A 26,012-nucleotide genomic window follows, 5' to 3' on the forward strand; every position below is an offset into this window, starting at 1 on the left:
GGTGCGGGATGGCACTGCTGCGCTGCGCGCGCCACTGAGCGCGCGCTCACCTCATCATGCTACTTGCGGGTAACCATGCTGCCCAGTCCCCCCGGCCGGAGCGGCGAAGGTCACACCCGGGACACGGGCCGGTGGCGGTCACGCCATCGGCTCGGTCAGCGGCAGTTCCGCCCAGATGATCTTGCCATCGGGGGTGTAGCGGGTGCCCCAGCCCTGGGTGAGCTGGGAGACCAGGAAGAGCCCCCGGCCGCCCTCGTCGGTCGTCCGCGGATGGCGCAGGTGCGGTGCCGTGCTGCCGGTGTCGGACACCTCGCAGATCAGGGCCCGTTCCATGATCAGGCGCAGCCGGAGCGGACCTGAGGCGTGCCGGATCGCGTTGGTGACGAGCTCGCTCACCACAAGCTCCATGGTGAAGGTCAGCTCCTCCAGGCTCCATGCGGCCAGGTGCCGGGCGGTCGTCTGACGGGCCTGGGCGACGACGGCCGGGTCCGCGGGCAGGTCCCAGGAGGCCACCCGGTCGGCGCCGAGGCGGCGGGTCCTCGCCATCAGCAGGGCCGCGTCGTCGTGCGGTTGCGTGGGGACCAGGTCGTCCACGATCGTCCGGCACAGGCTGTCCAGCGGCAGGTGGTGCGCCTCCAGCGCGCGGCGCAGCCGCTCCCTGCCCGCCTCGGCGTCGGGGACCGTGCCGTGGGTGGCCAGCAGGCCGTCGGTGTGCAGCGCGAGCACGCTGCCCTCCGGCAGGTTGAACTCGGCGCACTCGAAAGGCAGGCCGCCCACCCCCAGCACCGGACCGAGCGGCAGTTCGGCGAAGGTGACCGTGCCGTCGGGTGCCATGATCGCGGGCGGGAGGTGGCCGGCGCTCGCCATGACGCAGTCCCCGCTGACCGGGTCGTAGACCGCGTACAGACAGCTCGTCCCCACGGTGTGGGCGCCTCCGGCCGGGGCTCCGAGGCCCGATGCCGCCTCCCGCGCCCCCCGGCTGATCAGGTCGTCGAGATGTGCGAGCACCTCGTCGGGCGGCAGGTCGAGGTCGGCGAGAGTCTGTACTGCGGTGCGCAGCCGTCCCATCGCGGCGGCCCCCTCGATGCCGTGGCCGACCACCTCGCCCACCACCAGGGCCACCCGTGCGCTGGACAGCGGGATGAGGTCGAACCAGTCGCCGGCGAGACCGGTCAGCTCGTCGGCGGGCCGGTAGCAGGTGGCCACGTCGACGGCCTCCTGGTCGGGGGCGCCGTGGGGCAGCAGGTTCTGCTGCAGCACGAGGGCCGCGTCGCGCTCCCGGGTGTAGCGGCGGGCGTTGTCGAGGCACACGGCCGCGCGGGCGACGAACTCCTCGGCGAGGCTGAGATCGTCGGCCTCGAACGGCTCCTGCTTCTGGCGCCGGAAGAACGTCGTGATGCCGAGAGTGATGCCCCGCGCGCGGATCGGCACGATCATCACGCTGTGCAGCCCGAGGTCGAGGAACGTGGCGGCGCGGCCGCCGGGAATGTCGGTGGCCCACTCTTTCGCCAGCGGGTCCAGGCGCTCCTCGCGCCATGACTTGCCGCTGCTCAGGCACTCCACGGGCGGCGAACCGGCGTGGTAGCGGGCCACGCCCCCGATCTCGACGACCGCATCCGGGACCCCCGGCAGCACGGACTGGTGGCCCGCCCGGCGCAGCGGGAGGACCTCCGGGTCCTCGAGGGGGCTGTGCGTCGGCTCGGCCCCCTTGAGCACGGACTCCAGCAGGTCCACGGCGACGAAGTCGGCGAGCTCCGGCACCGCCGAGTCGGCGAGCTCCTGCCCGGTCTGCATGACGTCGAGCGTGCGCCCGATGTGCTCGGCCGCCCGGTCGAGCAGGGCCAGGCGCTGCCGCGCGCGGTAGCGGTCGGTGATGTCCGTGACCGTGTAGTACACGCCCACCGGGTGCCCGTGGTCGTCGTCGAGCCGCATGAACGACATCGAGTGGGCCGCCTCCCGGTGCGGGGTCGCCCGCAGCCGGCCGACGTGCTCGTAACCGATCACCGGTTCACCGGACTCGAGCGCCCGGCGCATCTGCGCCTCGATCGCCGGCACGTCCAGGTCGGGCTGGATGTCGCCGAGCCGGCGCCCGAGCCGCCCCTGCGGCGGTCCTCCGCCGAACTTCTCCAGGGCGGGGTTCGACCACACGTACCGCAGGTCCGTGTCCACGACGCCGATGCCCATGGGCGACTGCGAGGCGATCCGCTCCAGCAGGTGGCGGCTCATGTCCCACCCCTGGGCCCCGGTCATGTCCCCGGCCAGGACGATCCAGCGGGCGGTCCCGCCGGTCTCCTGTACGGGGATCATCCGCACCATCAGCCTGACCGGCCGGCCGTCCCGGTGCCGAGCCGACAGCAGACCGCTCCAGCCGCCGTCCTGCCGGCACCGTTCGGTGATGGCCGGAAGCCGCGCCGCGTCCTCGTCGGTCAGGAGGGAGGTGACGCCGCGGTCCAGGAGGCCGTCCTGCGTGTAGCCGAGGAGGCGTCCCGTGCTCCCGCTGCAGCTCAGCACCACGCCTCCGGCGTCGAGCAGCAGGACCGAGGCATCCGCCACATCGAATGCGGCCTGGCGTCGGGTGCGGTCTCTGTCCGCGCGCATCCCCACGGTTGCCCCTTCAGCGAACGAGTGCTTTACAGCCTCATTCCCGGTTTGTTCCCGTGGTTACCCTGCCGACACCCGCCGGTGGTCGGTCGGGGCGCCTTCTGCCGGTGGCTGGGTCGGGGCCGCGCCGGGATGTACGTCCTCGGTCTGGCGCCTACGGGTCGACCGTTGTGGGCAATCGTTCCGCTGGGGCGGAACGGGTGGGCACAACCCACGTCGTACGGTGCGTCGTCACCGGGTCCGCGAGGGAAACCCGAAGCGGACCGTCAGCCCTTCGCGGCCTTGAGCGCTGCCACCAGAACCGGGGTCACCTGTTCGATCTGCCACGCCCGGGCGCCGTATCCCGCCAGGGCCTCGGAGACCGACGCCGCGGACGGCGACACCGGCGGCTCCCAGCACACCCGCCGGACCGTGTCCGGAGTGATCAGATTCTCCTGCGGCATGTTCAGCTGCTCGGCGAGCGCCGAGACGGCGGCGCGGGCCGCGGACAGGCGCGCGGCGGCGGCCGGGTCCTTGTCGGCCCAGGCGCGCGGCGGGGGCGGCCCGGTCACGGCCTGGCCCGGCTGCGGCAGGGCCGAGTCGGGCAGCGCCCTGGCGCGGTCCACCGCCGCCTGCCACTGCTCCAGCTGACGCCGCCCCATGCGGTGCCCGAAGCCGTTCAGCCCGGCCAGGGCCTGCGCGTTCGGGGGCATGGCGAGCGCCGCCTCGACGATCGCCGCGTCGCCCAGCACCTTCCCGGGTGACACGTCACGCCGCTGGGCGATCCGGTCCCGGGTGTTCCACAGCTCCCGTACGACCGCCATCTGCCGGCGGCGGCGCACCTTGTGCATGCCCGAGGTGCGGCGCCAGGGATCCTTGCGCGGCGCCGCGGGCGGCGCCGCGGCGATCGCCTCGAACTCCTGATGGGCCCATTCGAGCTTGCCCTGCCGGCCGAGCTCCTTCTCCAGCGCGTCGCGCAGGTCGACGAGCAGCTCGACATCGAGGGCGGCGTAGCGCAGCCAGGGATCGGGCAGCGGCCGCGTCGACCAGTCGACGGCGGAGTGCCCCTTCTCCAGTACGTAGCCGAGGACGCCCTCGACCATCGCGCCGAGGCCGACCCGCGGGAAGCCCGCGAGGCGGCCGGCCAGCTCGGTGTCGAACAGACGCGTGGGGACTGTGCCTATTTCGCGCAGGCACGGCAGGTCCTGGGTAGCGGCGTGCAGCACCCACTCGGTGTCGTTGAGCGCGGCGCCCAGGCCGGAGAGGTCCGGGCAGGCGATGGGGTCGATGAGTGCGGTCCCGGCGCCCGCGCGGCGCAGCTGGACGAGGTAGGCGCGCTGTCCGTAGCGGTAGCCGGAGGCGCGCTCGGCGTCGACGGCGACAGGTCCTGTGCCGTCGGCGAAGGCGGCGATCACCTCGGCGAGGGTCGCTTCGTCGGCGACCACCGGGGGGATGCCGTCACGCGGCTCCAGCAACGGGATCGGCGTCCCGTCGACTACGAGGCCTGCGACGCCGTGGTCCGGAGGGGCGCCCCCGGTGGTTCGCAGTGAACTGGCTGCTGCGGTCTCTTGGGCGTCGGTCACCTGTCAAGGGTATCTGTGCGTACACAGCGCCCGTCGTCGGAACGTTCCGTCGGCGGGCGCGGAGGGGACGTAAATCAGTCAGGTCGGTGAATGTTTCTGGTCAGTGGATGATTCCGGTGCGCAGGGCGACGGCGACCATGCCTGCCCGGTCGCCCGTGCCGAGCTTGCGCGCGATGCGGGCGAGGTGGCTCTTGACGGTCAGCGCGGACAGGCCCATCGAGACTCCGATGGCCTTGTTCGACTGGCCTTCCGCCACCAGCCGCAGCACCTCGACCTCGCGGCCGGAGAGCTCGCGGTAGCCGCCCGGGTGGCTCGGGGCGCCCGGGGGGCGGCGGTGCATACGGGCGGCGGCCGAACCGATGGGTGCGGCGCCTGGGCGGGTGGGAAGCCCCACGTTCGTGCGGGTGCCGGTGACGACGTAGCCCTTCACGCCGCCCGCGAGGGCGTTGCGTACGGCGCCGATGTCGTCGGCGGCGGAGAGGGCCAGCCCGTTGGGCCAGCCGGCGGCTCGGGTCTCGGACAGCAGGGTGAGCCCGCTGCCGTCGGGAAGGTGGACGTCGGCGACGCAGATGTCGCGCGGGTTGCCGATCCGGGGGCGGGCCTCCGCGATGGACGACGCCTCGATGACGTCGCGGACTCCGAGCGCCCACAGATGACGGGTGACAGTGGAGCGCACGCGCGGGTCGGCCACGACCACCATGGCGGTCGGCTTGTTCGGGCGGTAGGCGACCAGGCTTGCGGGCTGCTCGAGGAGAACGGACACCAGGCCTCCTGGGGATGCGGGACGAAACCGGCTCGGGGATGAAGCCGGGACGAACCGTGCTTTCAAGGTCACAGACCTCTTCGGCACCAAACCCGTCCGCCTTTAGAGAAAGATCACGATTTGGTGAGTAACAATTCGTGCAATTCGGACACGCGAGCGATCATGTGAGACATCGAATCGAGCCGAACCAGGTCGCAATCCGTCGCAATCCATCGCGGGGCGGCCGAATCGGGCCGCTGCGTGTCCGTACGCGTCTGAAAATGCACCCCGAGGAGTGGGAGCGCGGGGCGTGGGCGCGTGGGCGCCCCATGGGTGTCGGAACCGTGGGGCGCCGCTCTCGGGGCGTACGGAGGCGGCCACCGTCTCCACCACGCCCCGATGGGGTCTCAGCGGGTCTGCGGGCCTCGGCGCTGCGGCAGCGAGACCACCGACGCATCGCCGGGACCGGCCGGCGGCAGCCCGGCGACCTGGCACAGCAGGTCGCACCATGCGGCGAGATGCGCGGCCGTGTCCGGTGCCCCGCTGAGGCCCTCGCGCGGCGTCCATGAGGCACGGATCTCGATCTGCGACGCCGGCGGGCGCTCGGCGAGCGCGCCGAAGTAGTGCGAACTCGCGCGCGTGACGGTGCCGCTCGGCTCCCCGAACGACAGCCCGCGCGCTGTGAGCGCGCCCGTCAGCCACGACCAGCAGACCTCCGGCAGCAGCGGGTCAGCCGCTATTTCCGGCTCCAGCTCCGCCCGTACGAGCGTGACCAGCCGGAACGAGCCCTGCCACGCCTCGTGCCCCGCCGGGTCGTGCAGCAGGATGAGCCGCCCGTCGGCGAGGTCGTCCTCGCCGTCGACGACCGCGGCCTCCAGCGCATGGGCGAAGGGAGCCAGACGCTGCGGCGGGGGCGCCGGGGAGATCTCGATCTCCGGGCGCAGTCGCGCGCCCCGCAGAGCGTCGACAGCCGTGCGGAAGGGCAGCGTCGCCGAGTCCGCCGCGTTACCCGCCGTACCGTCCATACCGTCAGCGTCGTCCGACAGTTGTCCCTGAGCCGCAGCCATGCGGGGAACATTAAGGGGAACGGAGCCTTCGCGCAGGGAGAGACACCCGGCAGCGCTATCACTGTCCGGTTCACGCCCCCAGGAATACTCCGCGCGCCAGTCCCCATACGAGTGAACGCGCGCCGTTGCTCTTACGCCGTCCGTCCCCGGGGCCAGGCGCTCTGCGGTGCATGCGAGACTTTCCGACGTGAGTGCCAACGACAGCCCCACGGGCCACCAGCAGACCGCGCCGCACAGCGACGTCAACCGCGACGTCGAGGACGTGCAGGGAGTCCAGGAATCAGCCTTCCTGAAGGCGTGCAGGCGCGAGCCCGTGCCGCACACGCCGGTGTGGTTCATGCGGCAGGCCGGGCGCTCCCTGCCCGAGTACCGCAAGGTCCGTGAGGGCATCCCCATGCTCGAGTCGTGCATGCGGCCCGAGCTGGTCACGGAGATCACGCTGCAGCCGGTGCGCCGGCACGGTGTCGACGCCGCGATCTACTACAGCGACATCGTCGTACCGCTCAAGGCCATCGGCATCGACCTCGACATCAAGCCGGGCGTCGGCCCGGTCGTCGAGAACCCGATCCGCACGCGCGCGGACCTCGCGCGGCTGAGGGACCTCACGCCGGAGGACGTGTCCTACGTCACCGAGGCGATCGGCCTGCTGACCGCCGAGCTCGGCGCGACCCCGCTGATCGGTTTCGCCGGCGCACCGTTCACCCTCGCGAGCTACCTCGTCGAGGGCGGCCCGTCGCGCAACCACGAGCACACCAAGGCGCTCATGTACGGCGACCCGCAGCTGTGGGCCGATCTGATCGACCGGCTCGCGGAGATCACCTCGGCGTTCCTGAAGGTGCAGATCGAGGCGGGCGCCTCGGCCGTGCAGCTCTTCGACTCCTGGGTGGGCGCCCTCGCGCCCGCCGACTACCGGCGCTCGGTGCTGCCCGCCTCGCGGAAGGTCTTCGACGCGGTGGCCTCGTACGGGGTGCCGCGCATCCACTTCGGCGTCGGCACCGGCGAACTGCTCGGCCTGATGGGCGAGGCCGGCGCGGACGTCGTCGGCGTCGACTGGCGCGTCCCGCTCGACGAGGCCGCCCGGCGGGTCGGCCCCGGCAAGGCGCTCCAGGGCAACCTCGACCCGGCGGTGCTCTTCTCGTCCACCGAGGCGGTCGAGCAGAAGACCCGCGAGGTGCTGGACGCCGCGGCCGGACTCGAGGGCCACGTGTTCAACATCGGGCACGGCGTCCTGCCGACCACCGAGCCCGACGCGCTGACCCGCCTCGTCGAGTACGTGCACACGCAGACGGCACGCTGACGCCCACTGCCGGCGCCGGTCGGTCACCAGTTGTGCCGGGCCCGCCTGCCCCACAGGATGCGGCTCGGCGCAGGCGGTGGCGGAGTGCCCCGGCGCAGCGGCCAGGCGAGGGCCAGCCCCACCAGGAAGCCGACCACATGGGCCACATAGGCCACGGTTCCGGCCTCCGTGACGGCGGCGCCGTAGGAGTACACCGCCTGCAGTACGAACCACAGGCCGAGCACGAGCCAGGCGGTCAGCCGCAGCGGCAGGAAGAACAGGAACGGCACCAGCACCCACACGCGCGCCTTCGGATACAGCGCCAGATAGGCGCCCAGGACCCCGGCGACCGCCCCTGACGCGCCCATCAGGAGGGCTTCGGAATCGGGGTTGACCAGCGCGTAGCCGTAGCCGGCGGCGTATCCGCACACCAGGTAGAACAGCAGATACCGCGCATGCCCGAGGCGGTCCTCGACGTTGTTGCCGAAGACCCACAGGAACAGCATGTTGCCGAGCAGGTGCAGCCAGCTGCCGTGCAGGAACATCGAGGTGAGGACGGACAGCGGGGCAGACTTGTGGTAGCCGGGCGGGCCCACCACACAGCCCGCTCCGGACGGCCCCAGGCCCACCTCGCCCGTGGGCACCGCACGCGGCATCCGCAGGTGGATCAGCTCCTGGGGCACGGCCGCCCAGTGCTCCATGAACGCTCGCAGTTCGCACAGCTGGGCAAGGCTGCTTCCGCCTGTGAGTGAGCCGGCCATTCCCGGCGTACGCAGGAAGACCACGAAGTTGATGACGATCAGGGCGTATGTCACCCAGGGGGTGCGCCGCGCCGGATTCACGTCATAGACGGGAATGACCACATACGATCCCTGCCCGGCACGGCCCGCTCGAATCCGGGCGCTCGGCTGAACGACTCAGCCCGTCCGGCAACAAATCAGCCCTTCCGGCGTTTGAGGACGAGCCCGAAGGGCGATCCGGGGGTCCAGGGGGCGGAGCCCCTGGTTACGAGGGGAAATCCTCAGTCCCCCACCGCCCGCACAGCCGCCGCAGCCTTCCGCGCAGCGACCAGCACCGGATCCCACACAGGCGAGAACGGCGGCGCGTACCCCAGATCCAGCGCGGTCATCTGCTCCACCGTCATCCCGGCCGTGAGGGCGACCGCCGCGATGTCGACCCGCTTCGCCGCACCCTCGCGCCCGACGATCTGCACACCGAGGAGCCGTCCCGTACGGCGCTCGGCGAGCATCTTCACGGTCATGGGGGCCGCGCCGGGGTAGTAGCCGGCGCGGCTCGTCGACTCGACGGTGACCGTCACATACTGCAGCCCGACGGCCCGCGCGTCCTTCTCGCGGAGACCTGTGCGGGCGATCTCCAGGTCGCAGACCTTGCTGACCGCCGTGCCGACGACGCCGGGAAACGTGGCGTATCCGCCGCCCACGTTCGAGCCGATGACCTGCCCGTGCTTGTTGGCGTGCGTGCCCAGCGCGATATGGCGTTCGCGGCCGGAGACGAGGTCGAGGACCTCCACGCAGTCGCCGCCCGCCCAGATGTTGGTGTGGCCGCGCACGCGCATCGCGAGGTCGGTGAGCAGCCCGCCGTACTCGCCCAGGGGCAGGCCCGCCGCGCGGGCGAGCCCGGTCTCCGGGCGCACGCCCATGCCGAGCACCACCACGTCCGCCGGGAACTCGGCGTCGTCCGTGGCGACCGCGCGCGCCCGCCCCTCCGCGTCCGTGAGGACTTTGGTGACCTCGGCATCGCCGACCATGGCGATGCCGAGACCCGTCATCGCCTCGTGGACGAGACGGCCCATGTCCGGGTCGAGCGTGGCCATCGGCTCCTGGCCGCGGTTGACGACCGTGACCTCGTAGCCGCGCTTCATCATCGCCTCGGCCATCTCCACGCCGATGTAGCCGGCGCCGACGACCACGGCTCGCCGGCCCTCGGCCCGCTCCAGAGTGTCGAGCAGCGCCTGGCCGTCGTCGAGGGTCTGCACCCCGTGGACCCCGGGCGCGTCCATGCCGGGCAGCGACGGCCGGTCGGGCCGGGCCCCCGTGGCGAGCACGAGGTTGTCGTACGCCGTCCACCCCTCGGCGCCGGACTCCAGATCACGGGCCCGGACACGGCCGCCCGCGACATCGATCTCGGTCACCTCGGTACGCATCCGCAGGTCGATCGCGCGGGCCCGGTGCTCCTCCGGCGAGCGTGCGATGAGATCACCCCGCTCCGGGACGTCGCCGCTGACCCAGTACGGAATGCCGCACGCCGAGAACGACGTGAAGTGGCCGCGCTCGAACGCGATGATCTCCAGCTCGTCCGGGCCCTTGAGTCTGCGCGCCTGCGACGCGGCGGACATGCCCGCCGCGTCCCCGCCGATGACCACCAGTCGCTCTCGCATCGCCTGCTCCTCGTTTGACGTCCGCGCGCACCGCGGCACCGTAGGCGCCGTACAGGCGACCGTACGTCGGCACGACTCCGGACGGCGGTGCGGCGGGCGGACGCCCGGGGCGGCAGGCGACGTTGGGGACGCCTGCCACCCCGGGGGCCGGTGGGCCTCGCCCCCGGCCCCCGGCCCGCCGATCACTCGCCCTCGGCGGCGTCACCCCCATGCTCTCGCTCCGCGCCGGCTGCAGGAGTCGCGGGCGCTGCAGGAGTCACGGGCGCTGCAGGAGTCACGGGCGCCGTGGGAGCCCCGGCAGGACCGCCCGGCAGCGTCGTCCGCGACGCACCGCGCGGCAGTCGGGCGCGTGCGAGCCGCACCCACACCAGAATGATCAGTGCCGCCGCGGCCAGGAACGGCAGGGTCGCGCCGAAGGCGACCGCTATCCAGCGCAGCAGCGTGACGAACGCGTCCCAGCCGCCCGCCAGCGCATCCACGAACCCGGGGTCGTCGTCCTTCTTCTCCGCCTGCTTCTTCGGGTTCTCGTAGAACGTCAGGGTGATCGTGGCCAGGCTGGTGCGGTCCTTGAGCGACGCCTGCTGCGCCAGGAGCGCCTCCAGGTCCGCCTGACGGCTGCTCAACTCGCCTTCCAGCGCGACCACATCGCTCAGCTTTGTGGCCTTGTCCATCAGGTCCCGCACGCGCTCCACGCTCGCGCGCATCGTCTTGACGCGGCTGTCGACGTCCACGACCTGGTCGGTGACGTCCTGTGCCTTGACCTTGCGCTCCATGAGCTTGCCCGTGCCCTGCAGCTCCGTGAGCACGTCCTCGTACCGCTCCGTGGGAACGCGCAGTACGACGTGGGACTCCTCGCGGCTGTCCTCGTCGCGGGTCGTGGTCTCGTTGCCGACGATGCCGCCCGCGCCCTCGGCGGCCGAGCGCGCCTCGTCGAGCGCCTTCGACACGTCCTTGACCAGCACCGTGAGCGACGCGGTACGGATGATGTGGATGCCGGTGAGCTTCGGTGAGGAGGTCGCCTTGTCGCCCGCCTGCTTTCCGGAACCGCTGGAGGCCTCGCTGCCGGGTCCGGCGGCGCCCTCCTTGGCGTCCGCGCCCGCCCCGCTGTCCGCCTTCGCGGCCGAGTCCGAGGAGCCTCCGGCCATGTCGTCCGCGCCGCATCCCGCCAGCGCGAGCGCCGCCGCCAGCAGGACGGCCGACAGAGCCTGGACGGACCGCTGCCTGGACGGACCGTTCCGGTGCCTGGACGTGCCGTCTCGGTGCCTGGACATGCTGCGAGCGAACATCTCGGCGTACCCCCGGGGTTGGTGATGACTTGTGCTCCTTCGACGCCGGGGTCCCCCGTTTCGTTGTCGCCGTCCGGTCCCGATGCGGTCACGGTCGGGACTCGTCGGGGCCACGCTGCCGGGTCCTGCCGCCTCTGCACCGTTTGAGAGAGTGGATGCATGCGCGAAGGGGACACACGTACGGGTGCCGGTCATGTCGTCGTCATCGGAGGCGGAATCGCCGGCCTGGCCGCCGCCCACCGACTGCTCGGCCCACCCGGCGGCTCGCCCGTCGCCGCGCACGACGGCCCGTCCGGCGGCGCTACGCGCGTGACCGTACTGGAGGCCTCCGACCGCATCGGCGGCAAGCTGCACGCCGGGGAGATCGCGGGCGCCCAGGTCGACCTCGGTGCCGAGTCGATGCTGGCCCGCCGCCCGGAGGCCGTCGCCCTCGCCCGCGAGGTGGGTCTCGACGACCGGCTCCAGCCCCCCGCCACCGCGACCGCGTCTATCTGGACCCGGGGCGCGCTGCGGCCCATGCCGAAGGGGCATGTGATGGGCGTGCCCGGCACGGCCGACGCCGTCTCCGGCGTCCTGTCCGAGGACGGCCTGCGCCGTATCGAGCAGGACCGTGATCTTCCGCCCACCGAGATCGGCGACGACGTCGCGGTCGGCGGTTACGTCGCCGAACGCGTCGGCCGCGAGGTCGTCGACCGGCTCGTCGAGCCCCTCCTCGGCGGGGTCTACGCCGGGGACGCGTACCGCATCTCGATGCGCTCCGCCGTCCCGCAGCTCTTCGAGGCGGCCCAGCGCCACACCTCGCTGACCGAGGCCGTCCGCGGGATCCAGGCCCGCGCCGCGCAGAACCAGCAGACCGGTCCCGTCTTCATGGGCATCAGGGGCGGCATCGGCGAGCTGCCGCTCGCGGTCGCGGAGTCGGTACGCGCGCGTGGCGGCGAGATCCGACTGAACAGCCCGGTCAGCGGCCTGCGCCGGACGCCCGGCGGCTGGGAGGTGCGGCTCGGCGACCACGTGGAGACGGCCGACGCCGTCGTCCTAGCGCTCCCCGCGCCTGCTGCTGCCGAGCTGCTGGCCTCGGAGTCGCCGGCCGCGGCCGCCGAGCTGCGCACCGTCGAGTACGCCTCCATGGCGCTGATCACCCTCGCGTACCGGCGCGACGAGGCCAGGCTCCCCGAGGGCAGCGGCTTCCTCGTGCCGCCCGTCGACGGCCGCACCATCAAGGCGTCCACCTTCTCCTCCCGCAAGTGGGGGTGGATCGCCGACGAGAACCCGGAGCTGCTGGTGGTGCGCACCTCCGTCGGGCGGTACGGCGAGGAGCAGGACCTCGGCCGCGAGGACGCCGAACTCGTCGAGCTCTCCCGGCACGATCTGCGCGAGGCCACCGGCCTGAACGCGACCCCGGTCGCCACCCGTGTCACCCGCTGGCAAGGCGGCCTGCCGCAGTACCCGGTCGGCCACCACGCGCGCGTGGCCCGCATCCGCGAGCACGTGAGCAAGCTGCTGGGGATCGCGGTGTGCGGGGCGGCGTACGACGGCGTGGGCATCCCGGCCTGCATCGCGAGCGCGTACGCGGCCGTGGACCAGCTGAGCGGTGACGGGCGGGGTGTGGAGGAGCTCACCGCGAACCCGGTGCAGAGCCTGCACGGCGGAGCGGGAGAATAGGCCCATGAGCGACGACGCCCCCACCACCGAGTCCGGCAGGATCCCGAACAAGGGCAAGCTGGCCAAGGACCTCAACGAGGTCATCCGCTACACCCTGTGGTCCGTCTTCAAGCTGAAGGACGTGCTGCCCGAGGACCGCGCCGGTTACGCCGACGAGGTCCAGGAGCTGTTCGACCAGCTCGCCGCCAAGGATGTGACGATCCGCGGCACGTACGACGTGTCCGGGCTGCGGGCGGACGCCGACCTCATGATCTGGTGGCACGCGGAGACCAGCGACCAGCTGCAGGAGGCGTACAACCTCTTCCGCCGCACGAAGCTGGGCCGCGCGCTCGAGCCGGTCTGGTCGAACATGGCGCTGCACCGCCCCGCCGAGTTCAACCGCTCGCACATCCCGGCGTTCCTCGCCGACGAGACGCCCCGCAACTACGTCAGCGTCTACCCCTTCGTCCGCTCCTACGAGTGGTACCTGCTGCCCGACGCCGAGCGCCGCACCATGCTCGCGGACCACGGCAAGATGGCCCGCGGCTTCCCGGACGTGCGCGCCAACACGGTCGCCTCGTTCTCGCTCGGCGACTACGAGTGGATCCTCGCCTTCGAGGCCGACGAGCTGTACCGCATCGTCGACCTGATGCGCCACCTGCGCGGCTCCGAGGCCCGCAGGCACGTACGCGAGGAGATCCCGTTCTACACGGGCCGCCGCAAGTCGGTTGCGGAACTGGTGGCGGGCCTGGCCTGACCGACGCTGACCGTTGTGGGCAATCGTTCCGCTGGGCTGGGGGCACCTCTCAGCGGTAGCTGGGGGAGGGTGGGCACAACCCACGACGTACAGCACCTCGGGCATGAGGGCTCCCAGGGGCTCTAAGCCCCCTGCTCGGCTCCGGACGCTCCGGAGCCGAGCGAAACCGGCTTCGGCGCCGCATGCGGTGCGCACGCGGCGCGAAGCCCTGGCAGCCGCCCCGCCAGCAAATACGCGTCCAGATACCCGTTGACGCACTGGTTGGCCCCACCGGCGATCCCGTGCGTGCCCGCCCCCCGCTCCGTCACCAGCACGGACCCCGGCAGCCGGAGCTGCAGCTCCTGCGCCCCCTTGTAGGGCGTTGCCGCATCCCGCTCCGCCGCCAGGATCAGCGTCGGCGGCAGGGCACCTTCGGCGGTACCCACGTCGACGGGCTGCTGCCGCGGCGCCGTCCAGTAGGCGCAGGGCAGGTTCATCCAGGCGTTGTCCCAGGTCGTGAACGGCGCCACGCGCGCGAGGCGGGTGATGTCGCGATCCCATGTCGCCCAGTCGGTGGGCCATGGCGCGTCGTTGCACTGGACCGCCGTGTAGACGGCGGCGCTGTTCTCCTCCTCGCCGGCCACCTGCGGATACGGTGCCGCCTGGCCGATCAACGGCTGCGGATCGCCCTTCAGGAACTCGGTGAGCGCGGCGGCGCGCATCGGCCAGTAGTCGTCGTAGTAGCCCGCCTTCAGATACGCGGCGTGCAGCTGGCCGGGCCCCACCGTGCCGCCCGCGGGTCGCTGCGCGAGCTCCGCCCGCACCTTCTCGTAGCTCAGCTGCACCGCATCGGGCGTGGTGCCCAGGTGGTACGTGCTGTCGTGCCCGGCCACCCAGGTCCGGAAGTCCTCCCAGCGCTGCTCGAAGGCGAGCGACTGGTCGAGGTTGTTGCGGTACCAGATCTGCAGCGGGTCCGGGTCCACCGCCGAGTCGAAGACCATGCGGCGCACGTGCGACGGGAAGAGCGTGGCGTAGACAGCCCCGATGTACGTGCCGTAGGAGGCGCCCAGGAAGGTCAGTTTCCGTTCGCCGAGCGCGGCGCGCAGCACGTCGAGGTCCCGGACGTTGTCGAGCGTCGTGTAGTGGCGCAGCGCGGACCCGGCCCTGCGCGCACAGCCCTGCGCATACGCCTTCGCCTCCGCGATGCGCTGCGTCTTGTACGCCTCGGAGGGCTGCGTCGGAGCCTGCGTCGGCGCCTGCCCGAACTTCTCCGGGTCCTGGCAGGACAGCGGCGCCGACCGGCCGACGCCGCGCGGGGCGTAGCCGACGAGATCGTAAGCGGCCGCGATGCGCCGCCACTCGGGCATTCCGGCGGCCATCGGGAAGTACATGCCGGAGGCGCCGGGACCGCCGGGGTTGAAGACGAGTGTGCCCTGGCGGGCGACCGGGGCGCTCTTCCCGGCGCCTGTGCCCTTCCGTTCCCTGTCCGTCTCTCCGTCCCTGCCGCCGTCAGCGGGCGACTTGTCCCCGGCCCCGACCCTGCCGGTGGCCTCCACGCGGCTGACGGTCAGTGTGATCTGCTTGCCGTCGGGAGCGGCGTAGTCGAGCGGCACGGTCACCGTGCCGCACCGGACGTGGTCCGGGAGGTTCTCCTCCTTGGGACAGGCGCCGAACCGGATACCGGCGGCCGCGGCACGTGCGGCCGCGACGGCGGTACCGCGCATCTCCGCCGTGGCGCCGCGCGTTTCCGCAGAGGCACTGCTGCCCGTGGGCGATGTGACGAGGGCCGTGAAGACCATGGATCCGGCGGCTCCGCAGAGGACGGCTGCTCTCATCGCTTCCGGCATCCCTTCGTACGGCAACGTACGGCAATAAAAGGGATGATTCGATCGGTGAACGGTGAAGTAAAGCACCGGACCACCGGTGTCGGGTCAATGACCCCTCGATGCCCTCTTCAATGACCCCGTTGCGTCGTCTCCCGGTCGGACGGGTGATGCGCGAACGCTGCCCTGAGGCCGGGATCGCGTACCGCACGGATGCCGCGGATCGCCACAGCCGTGAGGCAGTCCCGGTCGCCGGCGTTCCCGCCCCGCGGCGTCAACTTCCCCAGCAGCCGCTGACCGGCAGGTGACGCCCAGCGCGTGTACGGATGCACCTCGAAGCGGGCGACGGCGAGACAACCCACCGCGAGTACCAGCGGCAGCGCGAACCAGACGGCGACCGCGGCGCGCTGACCCTGCGACACCTGATCCGGTGTCAGCATCAGCAGGGCGGCTCCGCCCAGCACCACCACGGCCGCCGTCGCCGCCTGCACTTGGCGCACCGCCCCCGCCACTGTCGTACGTGCCCCGTCCGGCACGGCCAGCCCCGCCGCGACGAGCCGGTCGGCGAGAGCGCGTACCGCCTCGGCGGCAGCGGCCGCAGAACGTATCGGCGTTATCCGGGACACGCCGCCGGGACCGATCGCGCCCAGCACCGACCGCTCGATGTCGTCCCGTCCCTGAGCGTCGACCACGGTCGCCCAGCCGGTGTGCGCGAGGAGCAGCCTGCGCTGACGGGCCATCGCGACCAGGGCCAGATCGGCGACCCGGTAGGGGCCGCCGGACAGGAAGGCGGCCTCGTACAGCGTCAACTCGCGGTCCCCGTCGCGGTCGTGGCCGGAGCCGGAGTCCGCCGCGGCTGCGGCTTCCGCTTCGGCGGCGGTACGAACGGCCGCGAGGCACAGCCGGGTGCAGGAGAGACCGGCAGCGGCCCAGGCGAGAAGCAGGAGAGGGACCCAGAACATGTCGGCTTTCTATGCGACCGATCGCCTGCCCGCCACGGCGTGTTCACGATGTGGACGGAGTGTGTTCCATAGGTGACGTTCTGTCCTTCTTGCTGCCGTCCTTGCCGTCCTTGCCGTCCTTGCCGTCCTTGCTCTTGCTCGTGTCTGCCGGGTTCGGCCGGGACGCGGCCGGCGGCAGCGAGAAGGTGGGCGACGGCGACGGAGTGACCGGTACCGGCGGGCTGGGGGACGGGATCGGGCCGGGCGGCGCGGGAGAACTGGTCACCGGCTGCGGGCCCGTCGTGGCGGCGTCCCGCGCCAGTGCGTCGAAGTCCACGAGGCCCGTGCTCTCGAGCACCTTTATGTGGTCCAGGACCGTGGCGTTGGCGTCGTCGGCGAGGGCCCGTACGAGCGAGTTGCGGGTGGTCGCGCGTACCTGGGCCACCACGGAGAAGACCTTGCCGTGGGCGCGGCGCAGGATGTTCGCGAACAGCGCGTCGTACTCGTCGCCGTGCGCCGCGCTCAGCGCCGTGAGCCACGCGCGCTGCTGGGCGTTCGGCTGGTTCGGCAGTTCGAGACTGAGCTGCGCGGCGACCTCGCGTACCCGTGCGTCCAGAAACGTGTGGCCCTCGACCAGATGCTCGCCGGCGGTCTGCACCGCCTTGGTCGTGCCGCGCTCCTCGGCCTGCTGGCCGGCGGGCAGCTCCCACAGGCCGGCGAGCCGGACCTTGGTGATGAAGTCGCGGTCCAGAGCGGACAGCGGGCCGTATCTGGTCGAGACGGTCTGAGCGTTGAGGGTGTCCAGGCCGGTGCCTGAACGGTCGGCGTAGGACCAGATGGGGAAGATCAGCGCGACCAGTGTCGCGGTGAGTCCCGCGACGATGAGGCCGGTGCCGTTGATGGATCGCATGGTGCCTCCTGTTGCGGCACCGCACGCTAATGCGCTTCGGGTACGCGCCGTCGCCATACGCGCGTGAGTACGTCAACTTCGGTACGTGAGTGCGGTGGTGGCGCCGCAGGCGGGCTACGAGGAGCAGCAGGCGGCCTACGAGGAGCTGCCGCAGCTGGATCCACCGCCACCGCAGCTCGACCCACCGCAGCTCGATCCGCCCGACGAGCCACCGCAGCCCGACGCTCCGCAGCTCGAACCGCCGCACGAGGAACCGCCGCACGAGGAACCGCCGTCGGACCCGCCCCCTCCGCCTCCGCCGCACCACGTGACGGCATCAGCGGCCGATGCCCACACCACTGCGTCATGGGAGCCGGACGAGGAGGAGCCGGAGTAGGGGCTGCCGCCCACGCTCACCCGCGTCCGCGCCGCCGCCGCCAGCCGGGTCCGCAGGTCCGCGTCGGGCACTGCGCGCGGGCCGCCCATGGCCACCAGGTGTGCGGCGCCCCTGGCCCGGGCGGCCGGGGATCCCGCGTACTGGCGCAGGGCGCTCTGGCCGGCGCCGGTCAGCCGGCTCCTGGTGCGGGCCGCGCACACCGCCCCGACCACGACGCCGAGGGCCACGGCCGGGAACACCACGAAAAAGAGAGGAACTTCGAAGTCGTACGCGTCGCTTTGCGCGAACTGCACGACGGTCAGGACCATCGCCAGCGCGAACCCCGCCACGCACAGCAGGATCTGGGTGAGGGCCCAGCGGCGGACCGGGCGCAGTGCGCCGGGCTGGATCAGCAGGCCGCGCGCGGCGAGCCCGTCGCCGACCGACTGGACGGCGGGACTGCGCATCACGCCGACACGCAACTGGTGCAGGGCGCCGTTGGAGGCGGCGGAGTGTGTTTCGAGCAGTGCGCTCTCGGCGGGGTTGCGGGCGGCGGCGCCCTGCGCGATCGAGACGATGCCGGGCCATACGACGGCCAGCCGTCCGTCCTCGTGCATCGCGGTGATCACCGTGTCCGCGACCCGGCCGGGCCCGCCGGACAGGAAGGCGGCTTCCAGTGTGTCGTGTACGAACGCGCCGGCGGGCGCACCACGACCGCGCCCCTTGACGAGCGCGACGATCAGGGCGGCCGAGGAGCCACCGATGAGCATGTAGTACAAGATCGCAATCGCCATGGTGTTCATGACGTCACCTCCTGTGCAGTGCGAGGCGGGACGCGGCCGCGCGGACCAGCCGGGCCACGGGGCGCGGGGACGACGGCCCGGGGCCGGTGCGCTCGAGCCACCACTCCGTCAACTGCCGCCGTTCATCGGCGGCTTCCGGCTTCCCGGCGAGCAGCAGATGCTCGGCGAAGCCGAGAGCGTCCCGGCGGTAGCCACCGGTCATCGGCCGTTTGCAGGCGTACGTGAAGAATGCGGCGCGGTACGCGTCCCCAAGGATCCCCGGCAGTTCGGGGGCGACCTTGGCGACGACGTCGGCCCGCTTGGCGGTGAGCGCCCGGGCCTGCACCTTGAGCCGGGCCCGGTCGAATCCCTCGGGCACGGGCGTCCCGGCTACCAGCGCGGACAGCAGCGAGGCCTGCGCGAGCGCAACGCGCTGGCGTGCGGGGCCGGTCACGGAGTCCGCGGCCGCCGTGCCGCCGCCGGAGCTCGCCGACGGGGACGCCTCCGTGAACGCCGACGCCACCGCCCCCGCCGACTCCCGCCGCACCGTCGACCGGATCGCTTCCAGCTCGCTCTCCAGCTCCGCGGCAGCCGGGAAGTTCTCGTCGCGCTCCAGCAGGACGCCCGGCGGGGTCACGCGGGACGCCAGGTCGGCGAGGATGTCGAGGACCGGCTCCGGGACCGGGTGGGCGTGGCTGTCGTGCCACACGCCGTCGCGCTCGAAGCCGCCCGCCACGTGGACGTAGGCGATGGCCTCGACGGGCAGCGCGGCGAGCGCCGCGGACGGGTCCTCACCGCGGTTGACGTGGTTGGTGTGCAGGTTCGCCACGTCGATGAGCAGACGTACGCCGGTGCGCTCCACCAGCTCGTACAGGAACTGGCCTTCGGTCAGCTCCTCGTCCGGCCAGGAGATCAGCGCCGCGATGTTCTCCAGGCCGAGCGGCACCGGCAGTGCCTCCTGCGCGATCCGCACGTTCTCGCAGAGCACGTCCAGGGCGTCGCGGGTGCGCGGCACCGGCAGCAGGTGCCCCGCCTCCAGCGGCTGCGACGCGGTGAGCGCCCCACCGGCCCGTACGAACGCGATGTGCTCCGTGACGAGCGGGGCGCCCAGGGCCCGGGCGCGCTCGGCGAGGGCGGTGAGCCGTTGTTCGTCGGGACGGTCCGCGCCGCCGAGGCCCAGCGACACCCCGTGCGGCACCACCGTGACACCGCGCTCGCGCAGCCGCCGCAGGGAGTCGGGAAGGTGCCCGGGGCAGACGTTCTCCGCCACGACCTCGACCCAGTCGACGCCCGGCATCCGCTCGACCGCGTCGGCGATCTCCGGCCGCCAGCCGATTCCGGTACCCAAGTGCTGCATGTCCCCCTCCTTCACGCGCGTGGCGATGTGACGGAGTGATGGCCCGGGCGCCTGGCGCCGAACCCGGCTGCGGGGACGTTCAGAGCAACATTTGAGGTTGCTTCGTCGGCCTACCCGGGATCGGGCCGGTCCGTGTCGACCTGTCCCGGCGTCGTCGGCGACGGCCGCGAGGTGGCCGAGACATCGCCTGTCGGCCCGGCCGGAGGTGGCGACGGCGCGATGCCGGAGGGTGGCGGAGGCCCGGTGGGGCTCGCGGTCTGCGTCGCGGCGGAGCCGTTCGCTATCGCGTCGAAGTCGACAAGACCGGTGGCCTCGAGCATCGTGATGTGGTCGAGCACGGTCTGGTTGGCGTCCGTGGCCAGCTGCCGGACCAGCGAGTTGCGGGTGCTGTCGCGGACCTGGGCGATCACGCTGAACACCTTGCCGTGCGCGGCTCGCAGCAGGTTGGCGAACTTCCGCTCGTAGTCCTGGCCCTGGGCCGCCGTCAGCTCCCGCAGCCAGCCCTGCTGCTGCTCGTTCGGCTGGTTGGGCAGCTCGATGTCGAGCTGCGCGGCGACGTTCCGTACCCGCTTGTCGAGATCGGTGTGGCCGACCACCAGATGGTCGCCCGCGGCCTTGATCGCCTCGGTGGGCGCCCGTTCCATGGCCTGCTGGCCCGCGGGTATCTCCCACAGCCCGGCGAGCCGCACCTTGACCACCAGCTCACGGTCCAGCGTGGACAGCGGACCCCAACGTGTGGCGACGGTGCCCGCGGCCAGGTTGGCGGGCCCGGTGCCCGACCGGTCGGCGTACGACCACACGGGGAAGGCGAGGGCGCCGATGGTGGCGACGAGCGCTGCGATGACGAGTCCTGTGCCGTTGATCCGACGCAGCACATGAGCCTCCCGGTGCGTGTGCCAGCTGAGCTGCCTCTGCTCGATCACGTGAACCACCGCCGAGCGCAAGGAAGTTCGAGCTACTTGGCGGTATCGAGAGGTACGTGCACCGTGGCCGGGATGTTCAAAGGCCGGTGAAGGGGGCGGCGGTCTGTTCCGGCCGCCGCCGCCCGCCCTCCCGCCCCGTCAACGATTCCGGTCAGCGATTCCGGTGCAGTGCCGGATGGTCCGCCACCACCGTGCACGAGCCGGGGGCGATCTCCGTAAAGCCGGCGTCGCGCACCACCGGCAGGCCGCTCGCGGTGAGTTCGTCCCAGTGCCCGGGATCCGCCGTGCGCACGGACAGCGGGAAGCCGGCGTCGAGCCAGGCCGAACGCTCCTCGTCCGCCAGCCCCCACCACGCCAGTTGCGCGCCGTGGCCCGCCTGCGCCATCGCCTTGCCCGCCGACATCTCGACGCCGGGGTTCAGCCACAGGACAGGAGCGGTCCCGTCGGCGTCGGCCGGGGCTTCCGGGTCGTCGAGGTCCGTGCCCGACACCTGCAGGCGTGCCAGGTCCTGCGGCCAGCCGTCCAGCGGCACCGGCGGGAAGACGCGCACCTCGGCGGACTTTCCGGTGACCGTGATGCCGGGCAGTGCCTCGGCCCGCCGCCACTCGGCGCCGCGCGCCCGCCGCACCACCTTGCGGATCCGGGCGTCCTCCCAGTCCCGCACCGCCTGCGCCCACACTCCGTCGCCCCGCGACCGCTCGTCGCTCAGCATCGTCAGGACGGCACGGGCGGCGGTCTCCAATGCGTCCGTACGGGCCGGGGGAGCGGCGCGCTCGATGCGTACGACCAGGGGCAGTACGAACTGGGGGGCCGTGTCGCGCACGGTCCGTCGCGGAAGGAAGGGACTCTCGGGGACTGCGGCGGGTATGTCGGTGCCGGGCGTGCTGGGGGCGTCGTGGCTGCTCACCCGTCCAGTCTGCCAGGGGGATGATCGGTTCTTCGGGCCCGGCCCTGTGCCGCCCGGTCCGGCCGGTGCCTCAGCCCGAGCAGGCCGTGCGCTGCGCCTCCTGCCATTCGCAGACCGGGCACAGCGTGACGCCCTTGTACGACTCCGGATAATCGGTGGGCTCACGGCACAGGACGCACTCGGCGAAGGGAGGGCCGTCCGCCTTCGCGGACGGGTGCGCGGCGGTGCCGGGGGCGGCGTCCTGGCCGGTCGCGTCGCGGGTGGTGCAGTACGAGTCCTCCATGCCGCCAGCCTAGAACGCCGGGGCCCTGGTCGGCCCGTCTATCGGCGGCTCCTGGCCTCCGCCGCCTTCGGGGCCTGCCCTGCCTTCGCCCCGATCAGCTCCGACACCTTCACGAACCGGAACCCGCGGTCACGCAGCTCCGGGACGATCGTCCGTACCGCCTCCTCCGTCACCGGAGCCGCGCTTCGCGTGCAGTGCATCACCACGACGGAACCGGGCCGGACCCCGTCCAGCACCTGCTGCGCCACCGCATGGGCATCCGTCGCGAACGCGTCGCCGCTCACCACGTCCCACTGCACGGCCGTGACGCCGACGGGTGTCAGCTCCCGCAGCGCACGGTCGTCGTAACAGCCGCCGGGGAAACGGAAGTACGGCATCACATGCGGTACGCCCGCCTTGCGGAACGCCGTGAAGGCGCGCTCCACGTCGGAGCGCATCCGCGCGGGCTCGATGGTCGGCAGGCCATAGCAGTCGGAGGTGAAGGCGTAGTGGCTGTAGGAGTGGTTGGCGATCTCGAAGAGGGGGTCGCGGCCCATGGAGCGGGCCTCGGCCGGGTACTCGTCGGCCCACCGTCCCGTCATGAAGATGGTCGACGGCACCTTCAGACGGCGCAGCGTGGCGATGAGTTCCGGGTTGTCGAAGTGCTCCCCGGCCACCGCTCGTGGGCCCTCGTCCGCGGTCATGTCTGCGTCGAACGTGAGCGCCACGACCTTCCCGGCGGTGCGCGGACCGTTCTTGAAGACCGGGGTCAGTCCGGCGGGACCGGGCGCGAGAGTGGGCGGCCGCGACGGGGACGGCGAGGGAGCGGCCGATGGCGAGGCGGTGGCGGTCGCGCGGCCTCCATGCTCCGGAAGTCCGGCGTCCTGCACGCCGTGGGCGCCGCACCCGACCAGTACGGCGCCCAGCGCGCAGAGCGCGGCGCTCCACGCGCGGCGCGTGATGATTCTCCGTGCAGAGGTGATCACTCGGTGAACATATAGTTCTAAAACCGGCTTATCGGTGGGATGTCGCGCCGGACACCCCCGTTCGGCCCGCCGAAGTCACCCGCTTGCCCGGCGGGAGAGTCGCCCGTCCGTCGCACACGCGGCCGCGTATCCGCCTTGCAGGTCAGGGGTGCGGGTGGGCCGGCACGTGCGTGGCCTCCTCGATCTCGTGGGCGGCCTTGCGCAGCAGCTGCCGTGCCAGGTCGTTGAGCGCCCGCGCAGCGGCGAGCTCCTCGCCCACGCGATTCTGCACGGGGTCGTCCGGGTGCCGTTTGGCGTGCCCGTGAGCCTTCAGCTCGGTACTGTCCGGCAGGCGCAGTGCCGCGTTCGCACCGGTGTCGCTGCCGTCTTCGTCGATGCCCAGATCCACATGCCAGGTTGCGTCGTTCGGATTCGGCATGACGATCGCCTTCTTTCCTACGTGCTCGCCATCGCGTTGCACCGCCGCGGGACGCCCGGAATCTCCATATTCAATCCTGTACGTCCGAAAGGGTGACGTCCAATCCTGTACGCCCCTGAAAGCGCGGGCGCAAGCCGTGAAGGGGTGTGGTCACACTGCGTACCGCACGAGAGCTCTGAGTGTCGCCACGCCGGTGGGGCGGGTGCCGGAGCGGCCTGGGCGCACGGGCCCGGGCCGCTCAGGACCCCTTTCTCTTACCAGGGCCCGGTCACCGCGAAGGTCGTGCCGGGCGTGTAGCAGTTGACGTACATGGTGGAGCTGTCGGGGGAGAAGGTGACGCCGGCGAACTCCCCCCACTCCGGGGCCTCGGCTGTACCGATGTTCTGGCGCCCGCGCGCCATCGCGTAGACCTCGCCGCGCCGCGTCACGCCGAACACGTGCTGGGCTCCCGCCCCGTCCTCGCAGACCATGAGGCCGCCGCTGGGTGCCAGGCAGATGTTGTCCGGTTCCTCGCCGGGCAGCTGCACATCGGTGTCCGGGCCGAAGACGATCACCAGGGTGAGACGGCGCCGGGCCGGGTCGTACCGCCAGATCTGACCGAAGTGGTCGGCGGCCGAGCCCTCGCGGCTGCGTGCGTACGACGAGACGAAGTACACGGATGTGCCGCCCCAGTAGCAGCCCTCCAGCTTCTGGGCGTGCGTGATGCCCTTCGTGCCGAAGTCCTGGAGGCGGACGGGTGTCGAGGTGGCGAGCGGGTCCGGGACGTCGGCCCACTCGATGCCGTCGAACGTCGTGCCCGTCTCCTGGACGGCGGAGAGGTCTGGCACGCCCGGTACGCGCATGGCCTGCAGCCTGCCGCCGGCCCGCAGGGAGCCGAGCCCGCCCTCCGGCTTCTCGGGCAGGAAACGGTAGAAGAGGCCGAAGGGCTTTTCGAAGGCGTCCTCGGTCTCGTAGACGGTGCCCCAGCGCGGATCGACCGCGATCGCCTCGTGCTGGAAGCGGCCCATCGCGGTGAGCGGTACGGCTCCGGAGCGGTGCGGATCCGACGGATGGACCTCGAAGATGAAGCCGTGGTCCTTGGTGTAGCCGTTGGTGCCGGCCTTGTCCTCGGTCTCCTCGCAGGTCAGCCACGTTCCCCAGGGGGTACGCCCACCCGCGCAGTTGACGGCGGTGCCGGCGATCGTGACGCGCTCCCCCAGGACGTTGTCATGGCTGTCGAGGGTCAGCGCGGTACAGCCGCCCTTGGCCGCCGGGTCGTAGGTGAGGCCGTCGACCGTCGGTACGGGGATCCTGCCGGTGACACGGTTCTCGTGGTTGCGTACGAGGTGCACGCGTCCCTGTCTGCCCGCGAAGGCGGCCATGCCGTCGTGGTTGCTGGGCACCTTGCCCTCGCCCGAGCGCAGGTCGTCGCCCTCGCGGGAGAGCACCTTGTAGTGGAAGCCCTGCGGGAGGTCGAGCAGGCCGTGCGGGTCGGGTACGAGCGGGCCGTATCCCGTCCTGCCCTGGGCGGCGGCCGTGCCCGCGAAGAGTTCGGAGAGGGCGCCGCTGAAGGCGATGCCAGCGCCGACCGCGCCGGTGCGGGCGAGGATCTGGCGCCGAGATTGCCGAGATTGCTGGGCTCGCGGAGATTGCCGTGGTGCGGACCGTTGCGCCGGAGGGTGTCCTTCCGGGGACGCTTGTTCCGAGGGCGGTTGTTCCGAGGGCCGCGAGGATGCGGGCTGTGCGGACGCAGACATGGGGCAACCTCCTGTTGGCGGACAGGAAACTGTGACCCGCCTGTGTGTACCACTCACCGAGGATCTCGGGAACCACGCCTGCCGCCGGGGGCCACGCGAGTCACGTGCCGTCACGGACGCCGGGGCGGCGTCCGCGGGCTCGTGTGGTGTCGGCCGCCTTCCAGCCGTGTCTGACAGCCTGACTGTCCGTCAGGCGGCTGGGTCTTTTCGGGTCTCTCGGGAGGAGGGTTCAGGCGTCTGTCCGGAGAGGGGAGTCCGAGGATGTCCAGGAGGGGGACTCGACCTCGGGCGACTCGGCGGACTTGGACGGATTGGGCGACTCGTCTGGCGTTCCGGCCGGTGCGTCCGCCTGAGCCGGTGAGTCCTCGGGCGCCGTGGCCGGGTTCGGCTGGGGTGGGGCGGCCGGGTTCCCCTCGGTCACCGCACCTACGGGCGCGGGCGCGGGCGCGGGGGCGACGGGCGTGGTGGCGGGGGCCGGTTGCTGCTGGGCGGCGCGTTCGAGGAAGCGCAGCAGCTCCACGGGGAAGGGGAGCACCAGCGTGGAGTTCTTCTCGGCGGCGACCGCCACCACGGTCTGCAGCAGGCGGAGTTGGAGTGCGGCAGGCTCGTCGGACATCACCCCGGCCGCCTCCGCCAGCTTCTTGGAGGCCTGCAGTTCGGCGTCGGCGTTGATGACGCGGGCGCGGCGTTCCCGGTCGGCCTCGGCCTGCCGGGCCATGGACCGCTTCATCGTGTCCGGCAGGGACACGTCCTTGATCTCGACCCGGTCGATCTGCACGCCCCAGCCCACCGCCGGGCTGTCGATCATCAGCTCCAGGCCCTGGTTGAGCTTCTCCCTGTTCGACAGCAGATCGTCCAGGTCGCTCTTGCCGATGATCGAGCGGAGCGAGGTCTGCGCCATCTGGGAGACCGCGAAGCGGTAGTCCTCGACCTGGACGATCGCATTGGCCGCGTCGACCACCTTGAAGTACACGACGGCGTCGACCCGGACCGTCACGTTGTCCCGTGTGATGCCCTCCTGGGCCGGCACGGGCATGGTCACGATCTGCAGGTTCACCTTCCGTATCCGGTCCACCATGGGGATGATCATGGTGAATCCGGGTTGGCGTACGTCGCCGAGCACGCGCCCGAGGCGGAAGATCACGCCCCGCTCGTACTGCTTGATGATCCTGGCTCCCGCCATGACGTACACCACTCCGGCAGCGCCAGCGGCCGCTACCGCTGCCAGCAGATCCTCGAGCATGACGACCCCCTGGTCCCTGACGTCTGATTCCGTCTGAGCCGCCCGATGGTGCCGTTGTCG

Annotated in this window: 22 protein-coding genes; 3 read left to right on the forward strand and 19 right to left on the reverse strand. The window is 72.0% G+C overall.

Translation table 11 applies throughout. The features are described from left to right. Positions 1–138: 138 nt before the first annotated feature. The 4 genes from ACWD4J_RS22975 to ACWD4J_RS22990 form a co-directional block, all read right to left on the reverse strand. Entirely contained in the window at positions 139–2,598 is a 2,460-nt protein-coding gene (locus ACWD4J_RS22975; RefSeq protein ID WP_451397284.1) for a SpoIIE family protein phosphatase, read from the reverse strand. 269 nt (positions 2,599–2,867) lie between these two features. Further along, positions 2,868–4,163 carry an HRDC domain-containing protein gene (locus tag ACWD4J_RS22980; RefSeq protein WP_451397285.1) on the reverse strand — a complete coding sequence of 432 codons (1,296 nt, stop codon included), beginning with the start codon at positions 4,161–4,163 and terminating at the stop codon, positions 2,868–2,870. Positions 4,164–4,263: 100 nt separating this feature from the next. Beyond that, entirely contained in the window at positions 4,264–4,926 is a 663-nt protein-coding gene (locus tag ACWD4J_RS22985; RefSeq protein ID WP_030687574.1) for a response regulator transcription factor, read from the reverse strand. A gap of 386 nt (positions 4,927–5,312) precedes the next feature. Beyond that, positions 5,313–5,972, reverse strand: a complete 660-nt coding sequence (locus ACWD4J_RS22990; protein WP_451397286.1) for a DUF3000 domain-containing protein — start codon at positions 5,970–5,972, stop codon at positions 5,313–5,315. A gap of 187 nt (positions 5,973–6,159) precedes the next feature. Here ACWD4J_RS22990 and hemE point away from each other — a divergent pair, with 187 nt between their 5' ends. Further along, positions 6,160–7,269, forward strand: coding sequence for a uroporphyrinogen decarboxylase (gene hemE / locus ACWD4J_RS22995; protein ID WP_451397287.1), 1,110 nt, complete (start codon positions 6,160–6,162; stop codon positions 7,267–7,269). Between the two features lie 23 nt (positions 7,270–7,292). Here the strand turns inward: hemE and ACWD4J_RS23000 are convergent, their stop codons facing one another. From ACWD4J_RS23000 to ACWD4J_RS23010, 3 genes are all read right to left on the reverse strand, one after another. Further along, a complete protein-coding gene (locus tag ACWD4J_RS23000; RefSeq protein WP_451397288.1) occupies positions 7,293–8,111 on the reverse strand; it encodes a rhomboid family intramembrane serine protease in 819 nt (272 codons plus the stop codon). Between the two features lie 158 nt (positions 8,112–8,269). Continuing rightward, a complete protein-coding gene (locus tag ACWD4J_RS23005; protein WP_451397289.1) occupies positions 8,270–9,646 on the reverse strand; it encodes an FAD-dependent oxidoreductase in 1,377 nt (458 codons plus the stop codon). 182 nt (positions 9,647–9,828) lie between these two features. Further along, positions 9,829–10,917: a DUF4349 domain-containing protein gene (locus ACWD4J_RS23010; RefSeq protein WP_451397290.1), complete on the reverse strand. Its 1,089-nt coding sequence runs from the start codon at positions 10,915–10,917 to the stop codon at positions 9,829–9,831. 174 nt (positions 10,918–11,091) lie between these two features. Between ACWD4J_RS23010 and hemG the strand changes: the two genes are divergently transcribed. After that, positions 11,092–12,594 carry a protoporphyrinogen oxidase gene (hemG, locus tag ACWD4J_RS23015; protein ID WP_451397291.1) on the forward strand — a complete coding sequence of 501 codons (1,503 nt, stop codon included), beginning with the start codon at positions 11,092–11,094 and terminating at the stop codon, positions 12,592–12,594. 4 nt (positions 12,595–12,598) lie between these two features. Then, complete coding sequence (hemQ, locus tag ACWD4J_RS23020; RefSeq protein ID WP_451397292.1) at positions 12,599–13,330, forward strand: hydrogen peroxide-dependent heme synthase; 732 nt, start codon at positions 12,599–12,601, stop codon at positions 13,328–13,330. A 122-nt stretch (positions 13,331–13,452) separates the two neighbouring features. Here the strand turns inward: hemQ and ACWD4J_RS23025 are convergent, their stop codons facing one another. The 12 genes from ACWD4J_RS23025 to ACWD4J_RS23080 form a co-directional block, all read right to left on the reverse strand. Continuing rightward, positions 13,453–15,144: an alpha/beta hydrolase gene (locus tag ACWD4J_RS23025; RefSeq protein ID WP_451397293.1), complete on the reverse strand. Its 1,692-nt coding sequence runs from the start codon at positions 15,142–15,144 to the stop codon at positions 13,453–13,455. A gap of 119 nt (positions 15,145–15,263) precedes the next feature. Next, positions 15,264–16,094: a TIGR04222 domain-containing membrane protein gene (locus ACWD4J_RS23030; RefSeq protein ID WP_451397294.1), complete on the reverse strand. Its 831-nt coding sequence runs from the start codon at positions 16,092–16,094 to the stop codon at positions 15,264–15,266. A 43-nt stretch (positions 16,095–16,137) separates the two neighbouring features. Further along, positions 16,138–16,983, reverse strand: a complete 846-nt coding sequence (locus ACWD4J_RS23035) for a DUF4142 domain-containing protein (RefSeq protein ID WP_451397295.1) — start codon at positions 16,981–16,983, stop codon at positions 16,138–16,140. Positions 16,984–17,118: 135 nt separating this feature from the next. Beyond that, entirely contained in the window at positions 17,119–18,141 is a 1,023-nt protein-coding gene (locus ACWD4J_RS23040; RefSeq protein WP_451397296.1) for a TIGR04222 domain-containing membrane protein, read from the reverse strand. A gap of 4 nt (positions 18,142–18,145) precedes the next feature. Beyond that, entirely contained in the window at positions 18,146–19,477 is a 1,332-nt protein-coding gene (locus tag ACWD4J_RS23045; protein WP_451397297.1) for a DUF692 domain-containing protein, read from the reverse strand. 110 nt (positions 19,478–19,587) lie between these two features. Continuing rightward, positions 19,588–20,349, reverse strand: coding sequence for a DUF4142 domain-containing protein (locus tag ACWD4J_RS23050; RefSeq protein WP_451397335.1), 762 nt, complete (start codon positions 20,347–20,349; stop codon positions 19,588–19,590). Between the two features lie 202 nt (positions 20,350–20,551). Further along, complete coding sequence (locus ACWD4J_RS23055) at positions 20,552–21,307, reverse strand: aminoacyl-tRNA hydrolase (protein ID WP_451397298.1); 756 nt, start codon at positions 21,305–21,307, stop codon at positions 20,552–20,554. Positions 21,308–21,377: 70 nt separating this feature from the next. Further along, on the reverse strand, positions 21,378–21,590 hold the full coding sequence (locus ACWD4J_RS23060; RefSeq protein ID WP_451397299.1) for a hypothetical protein: 213 nt from the start codon (positions 21,588–21,590) through the stop codon (positions 21,378–21,380). A 38-nt stretch (positions 21,591–21,628) separates the two neighbouring features. Next, positions 21,629–22,555, reverse strand: coding sequence for a polysaccharide deacetylase family protein (locus tag ACWD4J_RS23065; protein WP_451397300.1), 927 nt, complete (start codon positions 22,553–22,555; stop codon positions 21,629–21,631). Between the two features lie 142 nt (positions 22,556–22,697). Further along, the gene (locus ACWD4J_RS23070; protein WP_451397301.1) at positions 22,698–22,973 is read right to left on the reverse strand and encodes a DUF1876 domain-containing protein; all 276 of its coding nucleotides are present in this window, start codon (positions 22,971–22,973) and stop codon (positions 22,698–22,700) included. A 254-nt stretch (positions 22,974–23,227) separates the two neighbouring features. Continuing rightward, positions 23,228–24,709: an alkaline phosphatase PhoX gene (locus ACWD4J_RS23075; RefSeq protein WP_451397302.1), complete on the reverse strand. Its 1,482-nt coding sequence runs from the start codon at positions 24,707–24,709 to the stop codon at positions 23,228–23,230. A gap of 229 nt (positions 24,710–24,938) precedes the next feature. Further along, on the reverse strand, positions 24,939–25,952 hold the full coding sequence (locus ACWD4J_RS23080) for a slipin family protein (protein ID WP_451397303.1): 1,014 nt from the start codon (positions 25,950–25,952) through the stop codon (positions 24,939–24,941). Positions 25,953–26,012 lie beyond the last annotated feature (60 nt).

This window comes from Streptomyces sp. NPDC002577 (assembly GCF_053594815.1).

What these genes read in the sequence shown, in the direction of transcription:
- ACWD4J_RS22975 (WP_451397284.1), bottom strand. Translation starts at nt 2,598, where the DNA reads ATGCGCGCGGACAGAGACCGCACCCGACGCCAGGCCGCATTCGATGTG.
- ACWD4J_RS22990 (WP_451397286.1), bottom strand. Translation starts at nt 5,972, where the DNA reads ATGGCTGCGGCTCAGGGACAACTGTCGGACGACGCTGACGGTATGGAC.
- ACWD4J_RS23005 (WP_451397289.1), bottom strand. Translation starts at nt 9,646, where the DNA reads ATGCGAGAGCGACTGGTGGTCATCGGCGGGGACGCGGCGGGCATGTCC.
- ACWD4J_RS23010 (WP_451397290.1), bottom strand. Translation starts at nt 10,917, where the DNA reads ATGTCCAGGCACCGAGACGGCACGTCCAGGCACCGGAACGGTCCGTCC.
- hemG (WP_451397291.1), top strand. Translation starts at nt 11,092, where the DNA reads ATGCGCGAAGGGGACACACGTACGGGTGCCGGTCATGTCGTCGTCATC.
- hemQ (WP_451397292.1), top strand. Translation starts at nt 12,599, where the DNA reads ATGAGCGACGACGCCCCCACCACCGAGTCCGGCAGGATCCCGAACAAG.
- ACWD4J_RS23025 (WP_451397293.1), bottom strand. Translation starts at nt 15,144, where the DNA reads ATGAGAGCAGCCGTCCTCTGCGGAGCCGCCGGATCCATGGTCTTCACG.
- ACWD4J_RS23030 (WP_451397294.1), bottom strand. Translation starts at nt 16,094, where the DNA reads ATGTTCTGGGTCCCTCTCCTGCTTCTCGCCTGGGCCGCTGCCGGTCTC.
- ACWD4J_RS23035 (WP_451397295.1), bottom strand. Translation starts at nt 16,983, where the DNA reads ATGCGATCCATCAACGGCACCGGCCTCATCGTCGCGGGACTCACCGCG.
- ACWD4J_RS23040 (WP_451397296.1), bottom strand. Translation starts at nt 18,141, where the DNA reads ATGAACACCATGGCGATTGCGATCTTGTACTACATGCTCATCGGTGGC.
- ACWD4J_RS23045 (WP_451397297.1), bottom strand. Translation starts at nt 19,477, where the DNA reads ATGCAGCACTTGGGTACCGGAATCGGCTGGCGGCCGGAGATCGCCGAC.
- ACWD4J_RS23060 (WP_451397299.1), bottom strand. Translation starts at nt 21,590, where the DNA reads ATGGAGGACTCGTACTGCACCACCCGCGACGCGACCGGCCAGGACGCC.
- ACWD4J_RS23070 (WP_451397301.1), bottom strand. Translation starts at nt 22,973, where the DNA reads ATGCCGAATCCGAACGACGCAACCTGGCATGTGGATCTGGGCATCGAC.
- ACWD4J_RS23075 (WP_451397302.1), bottom strand. Translation starts at nt 24,709, where the DNA reads ATGTCTGCGTCCGCACAGCCCGCATCCTCGCGGCCCTCGGAACAACCG.
- ACWD4J_RS23080 (WP_451397303.1), bottom strand. Translation starts at nt 25,952, where the DNA reads ATGCTCGAGGATCTGCTGGCAGCGGTAGCGGCCGCTGGCGCTGCCGGA.